At 53.7% G+C, this 14,946-nt stretch carries 10 protein-coding genes; 5 read left to right on the plus strand and 5 right to left on the minus strand.

Annotated elements, in window-relative coordinates; translation table 11 throughout:
• Window positions 1-12: 12 nt before the first annotated feature.
• Window positions 13-3,540 carry an indolepyruvate ferredoxin oxidoreductase family protein gene (locus OCU43_RS00825; RefSeq protein WP_091354580.1) on the minus strand — a complete coding sequence of 1,176 codons (3,528 nt, stop codon included), beginning with the start codon at window positions 3,538-3,540 and terminating at the stop codon, window positions 13-15.
• A 213-nt stretch (window positions 3,541-3,753) separates the two neighbouring features.
• Here OCU43_RS00825 and OCU43_RS00830 point away from each other — a divergent pair, with 213 nt between their 5' ends.
• Complete coding sequence (locus OCU43_RS00830; RefSeq protein WP_091354583.1) at window positions 3,754-4,224, plus strand: Lrp/AsnC family transcriptional regulator; 471 nt, start codon at window positions 3,754-3,756, stop codon at window positions 4,222-4,224.
• Between the two features lie 101 nt (window positions 4,225-4,325).
• Here the strand turns inward: OCU43_RS00830 and OCU43_RS00835 are convergent, their stop codons facing one another.
• Entirely contained in the window at window positions 4,326-5,294 is a 969-nt protein-coding gene (locus tag OCU43_RS00835) for a DMT family transporter (RefSeq protein ID WP_091354586.1), read from the minus strand.
• A 135-nt stretch (window positions 5,295-5,429) separates the two neighbouring features.
• Here OCU43_RS00835 and OCU43_RS00840 point away from each other — a divergent pair, with 135 nt between their 5' ends.
• Window positions 5,430-6,374 carry a LysR family transcriptional regulator gene (locus OCU43_RS00840; protein WP_091354589.1) on the plus strand — a complete coding sequence of 315 codons (945 nt, stop codon included), beginning with the start codon at window positions 5,430-5,432 and terminating at the stop codon, window positions 6,372-6,374.
• Here the strand turns inward: OCU43_RS00840 and OCU43_RS00845 are convergent, their stop codons facing one another.
• The 3 genes from OCU43_RS00845 to elbB form a co-directional block, all read right to left on the minus strand.
• Window positions 6,375-7,610, minus strand: a complete 1,236-nt coding sequence (locus OCU43_RS00845) for a GGDEF domain-containing protein (RefSeq protein WP_091354592.1) — start codon at window positions 7,608-7,610, stop codon at window positions 6,375-6,377.
• Between the two features lie 172 nt (window positions 7,611-7,782).
• Window positions 7,783-9,531, minus strand: coding sequence for a putative bifunctional diguanylate cyclase/phosphodiesterase (locus OCU43_RS00850; protein ID WP_091354595.1), 1,749 nt, complete (start codon window positions 9,529-9,531; stop codon window positions 7,783-7,785).
• A gap of 112 nt (window positions 9,532-9,643) precedes the next feature.
• Window positions 9,644-10,297, minus strand: coding sequence for an isoprenoid biosynthesis glyoxalase ElbB (gene elbB, locus OCU43_RS00855; RefSeq protein ID WP_217647393.1), 654 nt, complete (start codon window positions 10,295-10,297; stop codon window positions 9,644-9,646).
• 215 nt (window positions 10,298-10,512) lie between these two features.
• Here elbB and hemB point away from each other — a divergent pair, with 215 nt between their 5' ends.
• From hemB to OCU43_RS00870, 3 genes are all read left to right on the plus strand, one after another.
• The gene (gene hemB, locus OCU43_RS00860; protein ID WP_091354598.1) at window positions 10,513-11,523 is read left to right on the plus strand and encodes a porphobilinogen synthase; all 1,011 of its coding nucleotides are present in this window, start codon (window positions 10,513-10,515) and stop codon (window positions 11,521-11,523) included.
• Window positions 11,524-11,573: 50 nt separating this feature from the next.
• Window positions 11,574-13,799, plus strand: a complete 2,226-nt coding sequence (gene ppk1, locus OCU43_RS00865) for a polyphosphate kinase 1 (RefSeq protein ID WP_245756500.1) — start codon at window positions 11,574-11,576, stop codon at window positions 13,797-13,799.
• Between the two features lie 299 nt (window positions 13,800-14,098).
• Window positions 14,099-14,872: an ABC transporter ATP-binding protein gene (locus tag OCU43_RS00870; protein ID WP_091354602.1), complete on the plus strand. Its 774-nt coding sequence runs from the start codon at window positions 14,099-14,101 to the stop codon at window positions 14,870-14,872.
• Window positions 14,873-14,946: the final 74 nt, after the last annotated feature.

A 14,946-nucleotide genomic window follows, 5' to 3' on the forward strand; every position in this document is an offset into this window, starting at 1 on the left:
TTCCCGACCGGGTTAAACCCGGTTCTGGTTGAGTTGTTGCTGCAGGGACTGAGACCGCGCCTGTGCTTCTCTGACCGCCTTTTCCTTGACCGGTCCGAAGCCGCGGACCTCTGCAGGCACGGCCGCCAGTTCAATGGCCGTCGCGAGGTTATCCCGGGTGAGCGAGCTGCTGAGATCGTTGATCAGGGTGATATAGTCGTCGCGTAACTGCCGTTCCAGCTTGCGTTCTGGGTTGTAACCGAACAGATCCAGAGGGGTACCCCGCAGACGACGCATCTTAGCCAGCATACGCAGACCTTTCAGAACCCAGGGGCCAAACTGCATCTTCTTCGGGCGTCCCTGGCTATCACGCTTACGCGCCAGTAGTGGCGGCGCCATATTAAATTTAATACGGTAATCGCCAGTAAACGTCTGGGCGACCTCTTGTAGGAAGTCTGTCCCGGTATAAAGACGTGCGACTTCGTATTCATCTTTGTACGCCATCAGGCGGAACAGCTGTGTGGCTACTTGTCCGGTGAGTTCGGTGCTGTTAACGGCCAGGGATTGTTCCGCTTCCGCAATCTGCTTCACCAGTGACCGGTAGCGCCCGGCATAAGCGCTATCCTGGTAGCGACTGAGAAACTCTGCATTGCGTTCAATTTTTTGCTGCAGTGTCCGCTCGGGTGCCGGTGTGTGTCCGCCGGCACTCTGGCTGACAAATGCCGGATCCACCGCCGCCAGGCGACCCCAGTTAAATGCGCTCTGGTTTTTTTCAATCGCTACGCCGTTCATCTCTATGGCTGTTTGCAGCGCCGTCAGTGAAACCGGCACCAGGCCCTGCTGCCAGGCGAAGCCCAGCATCATCACATTGGAGAAAACAGTATCGCCCAGCAGCGCTTCCGCGAGGCGGTTGGCATCCAGAGACGCGAGACGATCATCGCCCAGCGCTTCGTTGAGGATACGTGTCCGGCGGGTGGATTCCATATCCGCATCCCGGTAGAGCACGTTGTCCGCGGTGGCAATCTCGGCCAGATTGAGGACTGCACGGCTATGATCCTTACGCAAGACGGTGAGTGCTTTATCGGTCGTCGCCACCACCATATCGCAGGCGATCATCGCATCGGCCTGACCGGTTTCAATCCGCACCTGGTGGATGGCATCCGGTTCTGGAGCCAGACGGACATAACTCAGTACGGTGCCGCCTTTCTGCGCAAACCCCATAAAATCAAGTACTGTTGCACCTTTGGATTCCAGATGGGCGGCCATGGTGATAAGTGCTCCGATGGTGACGATACCGGTCCCCCCGACACCGCCAACCAGCAGGTTGTAGCAGCCTGTCAGCGGTGCCTGTTGCGGCAGTGGCAGACTGGCAATCTTTTGCTGGAAGGCTTCACCGGTGGTGACGCCAGCGCCTTTGCGCAGTGTGCCACCCTCAATGGTGACAAAGCTCGGGCAGAATCCCTCGACACAGGAGAAATCTTTGTTACAGGAGGACTGATCGATACGGCGTTTACGTCCCTGTTCCGTTTCACGGGGAACCACGGAAAGACAGTTAGACTGCGCTGAACAATCACCACAGCCCTCGCAGACATTGTGGTTGATAAAGATGCGCTTCTGCGGGTCAGGGAACTGGCCCCGTTTACGTCGGCGACGTTTTTCGGCGGCGCAGGTCTGATCGTAGATCAGTACCGTTACTCCCGCTATTTCCCGCAGTTCACGCTGTACAACATCCAGCTCCAGACGATCGTGGAAGGTTGCCACCGACGGGAAGATACTCTTGTCGCTGTATTTTTCCGGTTCATCGCTGACAATGGCAATACGTTGCACACCCTCGGCATGCACCTGCCTGGCAATGGCCGGTACGCTAATGACTCCATCAACCGGCTGACCGCCGGTCATGGCGACCGCATCATTAAACAGAATTTTGTAAGTAATATGGGTGTGGGCAGCGACCGACTGACGGATCGCCAGTGTGCCGGAATGGAAGTAAGTCCCCTCGCCCAGATTCTGGAAGATATGTGTGTTGTCCAGGTAGCGCGACTTCGACACCCAGTTTACCCCTTCACCGCCCATCTGCGTCAGTGATTCGGTCTGCCGTCCCATCCAGGTCGCCATCACATGACAGCCGATGCCGGCCTGAGCCTTGCTGCCTTGCGGCACTTTAGTGGAGGTGTTGTGCGGGCAGCCGGAGCAGAAGTAGGGTAAGCGGCGTACCCCCTGTGGATCACATACACTACTGCCACGGAGGCCGATCTCTGCCAGTTGTTCGCGGAAATTCTCACCCAGCAGCAGGGTGATTCGGTCAGCCACCACTTTAGCCAGCATGTTCGGACCAAGTTCGCCGACATAAGGCACCAGAGGTCTGCCCTGTTCGTCATGTTTGCCGATGATCCGGACTTTAATGGTCTCATCGGGGGCTGACAGGTGTTCCTTGATCTGGCTTTCGATAATGCCGCGCTTCTCTTCAATCACCAGAACCTCTTCCTTACCGCGGATGAAGTCCATAGCGCCATGCTTTTCCAGTGGCCAGACCAGGCCGACTTTATAGATATCAATACCCAGAGCGCGCAGCTTCGTTTCACTAAGCCCCAGCATCTCCAGTGCAGCCATCAGATCAAGGTGCGCTTTACCGGTGGTGACGATACCCATGCGGGCCTGCCTGAGGTTATACAGGCAGCGGTCCAGCGGGTTAGCACGGGCAAATGCCGCCACCGCTTCAAGCTTCTTCTCAATCCGGGTTTCCATCTGTGGGCCGGGCAGATCCGGCCAGCGATAGTGCAGACCATCTTCTGGCGCAGTGTAATCCTGTGGAATGGTAAATTGCGGCAACTCAGCAATGTCGACCGAGGCGGCACTCTCGACGGTTTCTGAAATTGCCTTGAATCCGACCCAGGTGCCGCTGAAGCGGGATAGCGCAATGCCCCAGAGGCCGAATTCGAAATACTCTGCAATGCTGGCCGGATTAATGATCGGCATAAAGAACGACATGAATGCTACATCAGACTGGTGCGGCATGCTGGAGGAAACGCAGCCGTGATCATCCCCTGCGACGACCAGCACACCACCACGAGGCGAGCTGCCAAAGGCGTTGCCATGCTTTAACGCATCTGCGGCGCGGTCAACCCCGGGGCCTTTGCCGTACCAGATGGCAAACACGCCATCGACATTCTTATCTGCAGCGGTTTCAACCTGCTGGGTTCCCAGCACCAGTGTGGCGCCCAGCTCTTCATTCACCGCCGGGATAAAGTCTATGTTCTGCGCCTGCAGCAGTTTTTTGGCCTGCCACAAGGCCTGGTCATAGCCGCCTAAGGGTGAACCACGGTAGCCACTGATAAAGCCTGCGGTATTGAGATTATTCTTGCGGTCCAGCTCCCGTTGCATCATTGGCAGACGAACCAGTGCCTGGGTTCCGGTCAGGAAAACGCGCCCGGTCTTGCGCAGATAGCGGTCATCGAGGGTATAACTGTCTAAATCCTGCGTCGCCGCATCATCGGCAAGGGCCGCCCCGATAGTGGTCGGATCAGTATTGCCCTGATCCGGACTCCGATCGTAATGGTTCATACCAGACACCTTAGTCATCGTTGTTATTGTTATGCGGTGAGGCGTATCTACTGATCTGAATAAATGGCCCCACCTGATGCAGCAAAGTGTATGGTTTTTTTTACGAAAGGTGCTTGCAAACTGATTGGTTATTCACGTGTAATAAGAAAGAATCTTTATATTTATTGTGCTTTATATGGATAATATTTCGTTTTTTGGTGGATAGGTGAGAGTATGGCTGAAACCCTCGATCGTTATGATCGTCATATTATGGCCACCCTGCAGGAAGATGGCCGTATCTCTAATCAGCAACTGGCGGACAAAGTTGGTCTCTCCTCTGCCGCCTGCTGGCGTCGGGTGAAGGCTCTGGATGAGAGAGGAGTACTGAAAAAGTATACGGCGCTGGTTGACCCTGAGGCCCTGGGCTATGACCTCTGCGTGTTGATAATGGTCACTCTGATCCGTCATCAGGAGGATCATGCTGTTGAGTTTCATAAGGCTGTACAGGGCTACCCGGAAGTCTTGCAGTGTTATGCCGTAACCGGAGATACCGATTATGTTCTGCGGGTAATCATTCAGAACATGGCTGCCTATGACCGTTTTTTGAATGAAAAAATCTTCAGCCTGCCGGGGGTAAGTCAGGTGAAATCCAATTTTGCCTTGCGCGAGATTAAAAATGAAACCGCGATTCCTATCGATCTGTAATCGCTGCCTGTACTGAGAATCTTCGCTGAGTATTTCCGGGCTTTCAGCTGATCCGGCACCGGGCGATCATCAGTCTCAGTCGCGGTACAGAGTCTTTGTCGTTAGCGATCTGTCACAACCGATAGCGTGTGCAGCGCCTTTATCCGGCGTTTTTCCAGTACCGGGCTGATCAGTTGCACGGTGATAGCCGCAATGATCACCAGAGCCATCCCCAGCAGACTTAACCGATCGGCATCAGCGGAAAAGATGACCCCGTTGAACAGCGTTAAGCTGACACAGAGCTCAGTCAGAATAAAGGTGACAACCGGGGCCATGGCGATGCAGGCACTCACCTGCACGGTTTGCCAGTAACGCATCGCCTGGGCAAATGATCCGTAAGCGACCAGTGTGTTCACGCAGCAGAACAACGTGACCCAGCGGTCCTGAGTATCCAGCTCCAGCAAAGACGCCGGATGGCTAAAGGGCAGCATGACCACCAGTGCATAGAGGTAGATGCTAAGCAGAATATTGGAGGGCGACAGCACCCTGAACAACGACTTTTGCAGCAGCGCATAAGCGGTCCAGCCCAGTGCTGACACCTGAATAATCAGAAAGCCGATACCGGTCAGCCCGGTGCTGCTCTCAATCGCCGGATGAAAAAACAGCAGCATCCCCGTTGCCATCAGGGCAAAACAGGCCCAGTGCTGCCAGAACACCCGCTCCTTCAGAAACCACCAGCCTCCCAGGGTGAGAAACAGCGGCGCTAACTGAAAGCTGAGTTGTGCCGCACCGGGGTGAAGATAGCTCAGTCCCCACACCATAAAGGTGTAGTTTACGATCAGCATCGTCCCGGCCACCATGAGCCGGATAAAGTTGGTTGCCGACAGGTTGCGGAACTCTGACAATTTGCTCCGTTTGGCCTGCCAGATGACCATCACCACACCGGCAAAGGTAAATCGCAGCCAGGTAAAGGTGACCGGATCGATAAATCCGGTCGAAAGTTTCAGGGCAATGGGGAGCATCCCCCAGAACATCAGGGTGACGCAGCAGAAAAACAGGCCATATAAAAATCGGCGACGATCCAGTGTCATTGCAGCTCTCGACAATAAAAAAACAGAGTCTGAAGCATGGCGTTTATTCTGTCCTGTTTCCAATGCATAATAGTTCATAGCTTTATGCATAAATCGGGTAATACTTGATAGGGATGACAAGAGAGTGAGGATCAGATGAGCAGTATTAAGTTGTCGGGTCAGTTTCAGCAACTGGATATTAAGAGTCTGACTGGCCTGATCTATCTGCTAGAAGAGCGCAATGTCGGCCGCGCGGCAGACCGTCTGTTTATCAGTCAGTCGGCGATGAGCCGGGTATTGACCCGGCTGCGTGAAGGGTTTGATGATCCGCTGTTTGTGCGTACCGCCCGGGGCATGATTCCCACCTCTAAAGCGCTGGCGCTGGAACTGCCGGTGCGACAGATGCTGGAGCAGATGTCCAGCCTGATAGCAGAACCGCAGTTCGTGCCACACCTGAGTGAGCGTACCTTCCGTCTGCAAACCACCCATTATCAGGCCCAGGCGTATGGCCCCAGTATTGCTGAGCGTTTTTATCAGCAAGCGCCTAACGCCTCTCTGGACACCACCACTGTTTCCGAATCCAGTTTACTGGAAGCTCCGGGGCAGCAGTGTGATGTGATTTTGTGCAGTAATTTTATTCAGGTGCCGCATCATTTTAAGCGTCAGTTGCTGGGACGGGAAAAGTATGTGTTGATTATGGCGCAGGATCACCCGCTGGCGATGCAGGAACGGGTCAGCATTGCCGAGTATCTGTCATATTCCCATGTACTGGTTAGCCTGGGAGGGGGGACGAAGTTACTCGGGAATGATTCCCTGGGGAAGCTGGCACAGGAAAAAAAGTTTGCGCTGCGCACCCCCTATTTTATGGCTGCGCTGGAAGCGGTGGGGCGGACCCAGCTGCTGTTCAGCTCCAGCGGGTTGCTGGCCTCTCAGTATGCCGAGCGCTTTGGACTGACAATTAAGCCGCTACCCTTCGAATCGAATGACATCGATTACTATCTGGTGTGGCCCAAAGCGGTCGATCAGGACCCGGGTAGTCTCTGGCTGCGGAATCTGTGCAGCCAGGTGGTCAGGGAACTGATTCCTTTTCCCGTGGATTAATTAGTCGATGTTAACGACCGACTGCTGGTGGAGTATCTCAGTGCTCTGAGCAGTCTCTGTACTACTGTTTTCTGGCCACAACAGTTGCGTGTCATTGATACCCATACTCCTTGCCCGGCCACCGGTTTTGGCGGTGTACATGCGATGGTCCGCCAGCTCAATCAGCGCTTTCCAGTCTTTCGCTGCATCGGCCTGAATTTCGGCCACGCCGATGCTGGCAGTGACCGGTGTGTTGTCCGGGCGCAGTCCCAGTCCTGCTACCATAATTCTGTTAATGACATCGTTGGCTTCGTCCGGTGTGGCGGTCGGCAGAATAACGATAAACTCCTCACCCCCCCAGCGGATGACGCTGTCTCCTTTACGCACCGTTGCGCAGAGTTGCTGTGCGGCTGTTTTCAGCACCACATCACCCGCATCATGGCCGTAGACGTCGTTCACTGTTTTGAAGTGATCCAGATCGAGATAGAGAATCGACAGATGGCTTTCACTCATGGTTGTCAGACGAAACTGCAGATCAAGCATCTCTATTCCGGCTCTGCGGGTCAGCAGTCCGGTAAGCACATCATAACTGGCACGGTTAACCTGGGAGAGCATGTAGCGCAGCTGGTTAAGGGAGGCAAACATCGCAACCCCCAGAATCAGTGAGAACAACCAGATTGTGGAAACGGCCTGCGGAATATCAGCTTTGGCCTGTGGAATCACCGCTATTACCACGACGGTCAGCATCGGGGTGGCATAAGCCAGCAGCTCTCGCAGGGTTAATGGGAACAGGGTCAGACCGGCAATCATCACAAAGGGCAGCAGCGCATAGAGCTCGGCAACGACCTGTTCTGTGCCACTCAGTTCATAGGATTGCAGCCAGTGATCGGAGACCAGATAGAACAGCGGTGTTACCGATAGCATGCCGGCTAGCAGTAACCGCGCGCGAAGCAGGCTTGCCTCTTTGCGCGCCTGCCAGGCGAGCAGGATAAACGCTGCGCTGGAGAGCAAGCGAATCAGCAGCAGTTCGCCCCATAGCTTTCCTGGCAGGAACAGCAGGTCGATCAGCGACCAGGTTGGCACCAGCACTGCGAAAATCGCGCAGAAGAAAAATACCCGGCTCTGTATGATAGTGGCCCGGTGTCGGGATATTGGCATGCTGTGATGCTTATGAGTGAACAGCTCGTAGAGTTGGTCTAGTGTATAGATACCCAACGATTCACTGAGAGAGATATACATAGCGGTTAAGTATTTCATCCTTCTACTTCCGAGGTTGATCAGAGATCAGACTGCACAATATAGGCTTGTCACGCAGGAAACTACGTCTGTTTTCAGGTAAGTGTCACTAAAGTGATACAGGTCAATTCTGCCATCAAACGATCCACAAAACGGGTAGCAATCGTCACATTCCGAGCGTTGTGATGCGCTTCTAAAAAGGCAGTTTGGTTTTGCTGCGGGGCTTGAATTTAAGCGTCTGACGGGACTCCCTGAGTAGCTGTTGTTCCAGTTTATCTGTTAGCAGACTGATCGATAAGGGTTCTGAATAGAGATACCCCTGCGCGAAGTCACATCCCAGGCGCAGCAGCGACTGCTGTTGCTCTGCCTGCTCGACACCTTCTGATACGGTGAGCAGATTCATGGTGTCTGCGAGGGCAATTATTGCCTCGATGACCGGTTTAGAGTTGTCAAAATCACGGATGAAGCTACGGTCAATTTTAACGCCATCGATGGGCAGCCGGGCGAGATAGCTGAGGGAGGAGTAGCCGGTACCAAAGTCATCGATCCAGATGCTGTAGCCTGCGTCTTTCCACCGGAGCAGCAGCGGCAGGGTGTTATCGATATCTTTCATCAGGCTGGTTTCAGTGATCTCCAGGCAGATCCGGTGGTCGGGGGCGTCTACCCTGAGCAGGGCATCGTTGACCTGTTGTGCCAGTTCCGGTTTATTCAGAATGGCAGAGGAGATATTGATCGATAGTTTGGAGGGCTCCTTCTGGCTGGGAAGTTGTCTGAGTTCCGCGGCAACCGTTTCAATAATCCAGACGGTCAGTGCGCCAATCTGATCCGACTCTTCAATAATTGGGATAAAGGTTTCCGGTCCCAGGCGGCCCCGTTTGGGGTGATGCCAGCGCAGTAGTGCCTCCGCCCCGACCACCCGTTTTTTCTTCATATGGACGATCGGCTGATACTCAATATAGAGCTGGTTTTCAGCGATTGCAGTGCTGATGCCCTGCTGGATCATGACTCTCTCTTCTACCTGACGGTGCATGGCGGGAAGAAAGTAACGGGACCGGTTGCGTCCTGAGCGTTTGGCCTCATACATGGCAATGTCGGCGTGCTTTAACATCCGTTCGGCGCTGTTGGCATCATCGGGATAGAGCGTAATACCGATACTGCAGGAGAGTTTAAAATACCTGTCGCTGACCTGGAAGGGCTGCTGTATCGCCTCGATAATGTGGTGGCTGAGTTGACCCGCCTGCTCTACCTGCCCGATGTCGGGAAGCATGATGATAAACTGATCGCCGCCGGGACGTGACAGTAAGAGTTCTTCCGGAAAGGGTAACTGGCTGTGCCGGGTTTGTTGTTTTACCACCTGCAGCAGTCGTTGGGCGATCTCCCTCAGTATCTGGTCGCCATAGGCATGGCTGGAGGAATCATTGATCTGCTTAAAGTGGTCCAGATCGATGTATAGTAGTGCAATCCGACTCTCCTGCTGGCGTGCCCACAGGATCAGCTTGCTCAGTTCCTGATGCAGTCCGCGACGGTTAGACAGCCCGGTCAGAGGGTCACGGAACGCCATCAGCTCCAGTTTGGCATGGCTGTCGCTGAGATTCTCCTGCATCTCCTGCAGGGCTTGCCCGAGTTCGGCAAACTCATCATCAGAGTCCAGTAAAAAACTGACCGGTGAACCGTCGGTGCTGTAGCTGCGGGTTTTTTCTGTCAGTGTCTGCAAGGGGCGCAGCAGTCTGCCTGCCAGTATGCGGGACAGGATGAACACCGGCGGTAGCAGCACTAAAAAGGCAACGGCCAGCATCGCCAGGCGATTAAGTGGCAGATGATTGAGTTGGTTCAGATTGAGTTCGCCGATCAGGAAAGAACTGACCAGTAATATAATCAGCGTCAGGGCTGCAGAGATCGCTGTAATAATCAGGCTGATTCGCAGTGGTAGTGAGCGGGCCATCAGTTAAACCTTTGCGCCTCAGGCGGACTGAAATAACAGGCAAACTTCACTGATGGCATAGTACTACTCACTATCATGTTGTTTTAATTATTGAGCCTAATAATAACAGCGATCAGCAAAGTTGCAGCACCTTATCAACAAGTTTATTAATGCCGCTGGCCGCTTCACTGATACTGCCAGCTAACATATAAGCCGGAGTTGTTACAATCTTGCGGGTGTCATCAACTATTATGTGGCTGCAATCGCATTCCTGATGCTGACCGCCCATCTCCTCAATTGCTGCCGCGACCTCTTTGTCATTGCCTATGGTGCAGATCGCCCCCTTGCCAAATAGCAGAGGCGTCATCGTTGGCGCGATGCAGATCAGGCCAACCGGTTTACCCGCTGCATGAATCGCCTGAGTAAAGCTGATCACCCCGGGGGTGACTACGGCTGTAGCCCCGGCTACCGCGAAATTACTGAGATTTTTTGCCGCGCCAAAACCGCCGGGAATAATCAGTGCGTCGTAGTCAGCAGGGTTGGCATCCGCCAGGTCGATAATCTCTCCCCGCGCCAGTCGTGCCGCTTCGGTGAGCACATTACGCTGCTGCCCCGCCATCACCTCACCGCTGCGGTGATCGATGACATGCATCTGATCAATGTTGGGGGCCATACACTGATAGCGGGCACCACCCTGCTCCAGTGCCAGCAGTGTCAATACGGACTCATAAATTTCGGAACCATCGTAAACGCCGCATCCTGATAGAATGACTGCAACTTTTTTCATGATCGGTACTCCCTTAGTATGGTGACAGGGTTGTGACAACAGAAACGTGTCAATGACTGCAGATAAGAGTATTTAAAGCGACTGACCTTTGTCGCCCGCATTAAAAACCTCAGTGGCCAAGTATAGTGCTTTATCTGTAGTCGTCACCAAGTTGCTTCTGTCATAATAACGTAACTGTTTTCCGGTCAAATAGCCGCTTCTGGAGGAAGATTTCTGTGTCATTTACAAATAGTCAGCGTTTTTTCCCTGAAACCCGCATGCGTCGTATGCGGGCCGATGATTTTTCCCGTCGTCTGATGCGTGAAAACGTGCTGACGCCTGATGATCTGATCTACCCGGTGTTTGTTATTGAAGGAGAGAACCAGCGCGAAGCGGTGCCCTCAATGCCGGGTGTCGAGCGGATGAGTATTGATCTGCTGGTTAAAGAGGCCCGGGAGCTGGTGTCGCTGGGTGTGCCCGCCGTCGCCCTGTTTCCGGTGACGCCACTGGATGTAAAAACCGAGCTGGCGGAAGAAGCTTATAATCCCGATGGTCTGGCACAACGCGCCGTTAAGGCACTCAAAGATGCCTGTCCCGAGCTGGGTGTGATCACCGATGTGGCGCTGGATCCGTTCACCACTCATGGACAGGATGGCATTATTGATGCCAGTGGCTATGTTTTAAATGACCGTACGGTGGATACGCTGGTACGTCAGGCGTTGTCCCATGCGCAGGCGGGTGCAGATATTGTGGCACCCAGCGATATGATGGACGGCCGTATCGGCTCTATCCGTGAAGAGCTGGAAATGAACTCTTATGTAAATACTCGCATAATGGCCTATTCTGCCAAGTATGCAAGTGCTTACTATGGGCCATTCCGGGATGCGGTCGGTTCGGCGGGTAATCTGGGTAAAGGGAATAAATTTAACTACCAGATGGACCCTGCTAACAGTGATGAGGCGCTGCACGAGGTGGCGCTGGATCTGGCTGAGGGCGCCGATATGGTGATGGTCAAACCGGGTATGCCTTATCTGGATATTGTCCGTCGGGTGAAGCATGAATTGAAAGTGCCCACCTTCGTTTATCAGGTGAGTGGTGAATATGCCATGCACATGGCTGCATTCCAGAACGGCTGGCTGGATGAACGCAGTGTCATGATGGAATCGCTGACCTGTATTAAACGGGCCGGCTGTGATGGCATTCTGACCTATTTTGCCAAGCGGGCAGCGCAGTTACTGAATGAGTGATATCAGGCAGCTGCAGGGATAAGTATTAATAGTGGTTGATGGGGGCAGGAATGACAGAGCAGATAAACAAGCAGGCAGATGACGCAGCCACTGATCAGGCCGTATTGGAAGTCATAGAGGGGGCTGCTGAACAGGCGACGGAGCAGCGAGATCTCTCCAGTGAAGCCTCAATCGCCCTGGTTGAGAGCCGTGAAGCGATTGCGGTGACCGAGCCGGTTGAAGAGCTGCCGCTGGACCTGAAAGCCCCCGAACTGTATATCAACCGTGAACTGAGTCATCTGCAGTTTAATATCCGGGTGCTGGAGCAGGCGCTGGACGAAAGCCATCCGTTGATGGAACGACTGATGTTCCTGCTGATCTTTTCCAGTAACCTGGACGAGTTCTTCGAGATTCGGGTCGCCGAACTGATGGCGCAGTTAAAGTATGGGCGGGAATCGGTCGGCCCCGATGCGTTGCACCCACAGGTGGTGATGAACCGGATCGGTGAGATCTGTAATGCGCAGGTGGAGCGACAGTACAAGATACTCAATGAGACGATCTTTCCGCAGCTGGAAAATGAAAATATTCACTTTCAGCGCCGTCGTGACTGGACCAATGAGCAGAAAGAGTGGATCCGGGTGTTTTTTGAAGAGAAAGTTCAGCCGGTGGTCAGCCCTATCGGTCTCGACCCGTCTCACCCTTTCCCCCGTCTGGTTAACAAGAGCCTCAACTTTATTGTTGAGCTGGATGGTAAGGATGCATTTGGCCGGGAGAGCGGCCTGGCGATTATCCCTGCGCCGCGCTCTCTGCCGCGTCTGATCCGTCTGCCGGATAACCTCTGTGATGGCGGTGATAACCTCATCTTCCTCTCCTCGATCATCCATGAGTTTGCCGATGAGATGTTCCCGGGGATGAAAGTGGAGGGCTGTTATCAGTTCCGTATTACCCGTAATGCCGACCTCACCTTTGATTCTGAGGAGGTGGAGGATCTGGCCCGCACGTTACGGGGCGAACTACACTCCCGTAAATATGGTGCTGCCGTGCGTCTGGAGGTGGATAAGCGGACCCCTGAAAACCTGATCCGTTTTCTGTTGCGGGAGTTCAGTCTGGATGAAGCGCACACCTACCGGGTTGATGGCCCGGTTAACCTGACCCGGATGATGGCGCTACGCGATCTGGTTGATTGCAAGCATCTGTGCTGGAAGCCCTTTACCCCTGGAATGTCTGGCAGATATAAGCAGAAGAATATCTTTGATGTGCTGCGGCAGAAAGATCAGTTGCTGCATCATCCGTTCGAGTCATTCTCTCCGGTGGTTGATCTGCTGCGTCAGGCGGCTAAAGATCCCAAGGTGCTGGCAATTAAGCAGACACTTTATCGCACCGGTGTGAACTCCGATATTGTCGATGCACTGGTCGATGCCGCCCGCAGTGGTAAAGAGGTGACGGTGGTTATCGAACTGCGGGCCCGTTTCGATGAAGAGTCCAACCTGCAGCTGGCCAGCCGTCTGCAGGAAGCCGGGGCACTGGTGGTCTATGGTGTGGTGGACTTCAAAACCCACGCCAAGATGATGCTGGTGGTGCGTCGCGAAGAGGGCAAGCTGGTACGGTACGCGCATCTGGGCACCGGCAACTACCACTCCGGGACGGCGCGTCTTTATACCGATTACAGCTATATGACCAGTGATGCGGATGTTGGCGAGGATGTGCACAAGATCTTCCAGCAGCTTACCGGTATGGGCAAGATTCTGCGGCTGAAAAAGCTGCACAATGCGCCGTTCACCCTGCACTCACGCATGATTGAGATGATTGAGCGGGAAGCCAAACATGGTAAGCATGGGCATATCATCGTCAAAATCAATGGCCTCACCGAACCCCAGTTGATCCGGGCGCTTTATCAGGCCTCGCAGAAAGGGGTGAAGATTGAGCTGATTGTGCGCGGTATGTGCCGGCTGCGTCCCGGAATTGAGGGGATCTCCGAGAATATCTCCGTACGCTCTATCATCGGTCGCTTCCTGGAACATACCCGGGTTTACTACTTTGGCAATAAAGGTAAGCCTGATGTGCTCTGCTCCAGTGCCGACTGGATGGAGCGCAATATGCTTAACCGGGTTGAAACTGGCTTTCCGCTGACCGGAAAACTGGCGGAGCGGGTTAAGTCGGACCTGGATCTCTATCTGGCGGACAACAGCCGCAGCTGGATGTTGCACTCCGATGGTAGCTATACGCTCAATAAGCCCGAGGAGGGGGAAGAACTGGTCAGCGCTCAGGAAACCCTGCTGGGTCAGTTTGGCAGCTGACAGGCACTCTTCAGCGGCGCTATTTCTTTACTGTTTTTTTACCTCTCAGTCTCTCATCTTTGCTTACCTGCAGAGCCTCCGGTAACGGGGCTCTGTTGTTTCTCGTTCTATTTTTGTTTGCTTCCGTGTCTTTTTTGTGGACAATTGACTGATTCAATTAAGTTTCTGATAGGAAACATGCGTGATAGCGGCAGTGGATCCTGCTGACACTCCAGTCAATCCATTGACCCGTTGAGTGCTATCCTTCACGTTATTAACCGTTACCCACGGAACAATAAGAACCAGACGGAAGCCTGATCATGGCGAATGCCCCAACAGCCCTGGTGCTGAAAGATATCCATAAATCCTACGGCGACCTTGCGGTGCTGAAGGGGGTCTCCCTGACCGCTTATGATGGTGATGTTATCTCAATACTGGGCTCCAGTGGCTCGGGAAAAAGTACCCTGCTTCGCTGTATTAATCTGCTGGAAAACCCCAGTCAGGGTGAGATTACCGTGGGCGATGAAAGCCTCGCACTGAAACCCGCAAAAGATGGCAACCTGGTTGCTGCAAACCGCAAACAGCTGGAACGACTGCGTTCGCGCATCGGATTTGTGTTTCAGAACTTTAATCTCTGGCCCCATAAAACCATTCTGGAAAATATCATCGAAGCGCCGGTTCAGGTGCTGAAACAACCTAAGGCCGAGGCGATCACCCGGGCAGAGCAGTTGCTTGAGAAGGTTGGTCTGGCGGATAAGCGTAATGCCTACCCGGACAATCTCTCCGGCGGTCAGAAGCAGCGGGTGGCGATTGCCCGGACGCTGGCGATGGACCCACAGGTTCTGCTGTTCGATGAGCCAACTTCTGCGCTGGACCCGGAGCTGGTAAACGAGGTGTTAGCGGTGATGAAAGAGCTGGCAGAAGAGGGGCGTACCATGCTGATCGTGACCCATGAGATGCGTTTTGCCAAAGATGTATCCAGTCAGGTGATCTTTCTGCACCAGGGACAGATCGAAGAGATGGGCCCGCCGGATCAGGTGTTTAACCACCCGAAATCAAAGCGGGTACAGGAATTTATAGCCAGTCACAGCTAAGCTTTTGCTCGAAGACTGGTGTAAACAACGTAAGTTTTTGCTGAATTAATGCAATGAGTGAAGGGAAATAGATA

The organism is Amphritea atlantica, from assembly GCF_024347255.1.
In the GTDB taxonomy this organism is placed as follows: Bacteria; Pseudomonadota; Gammaproteobacteria; order Pseudomonadales; family Balneatricaceae; genus Amphritea; species Amphritea atlantica.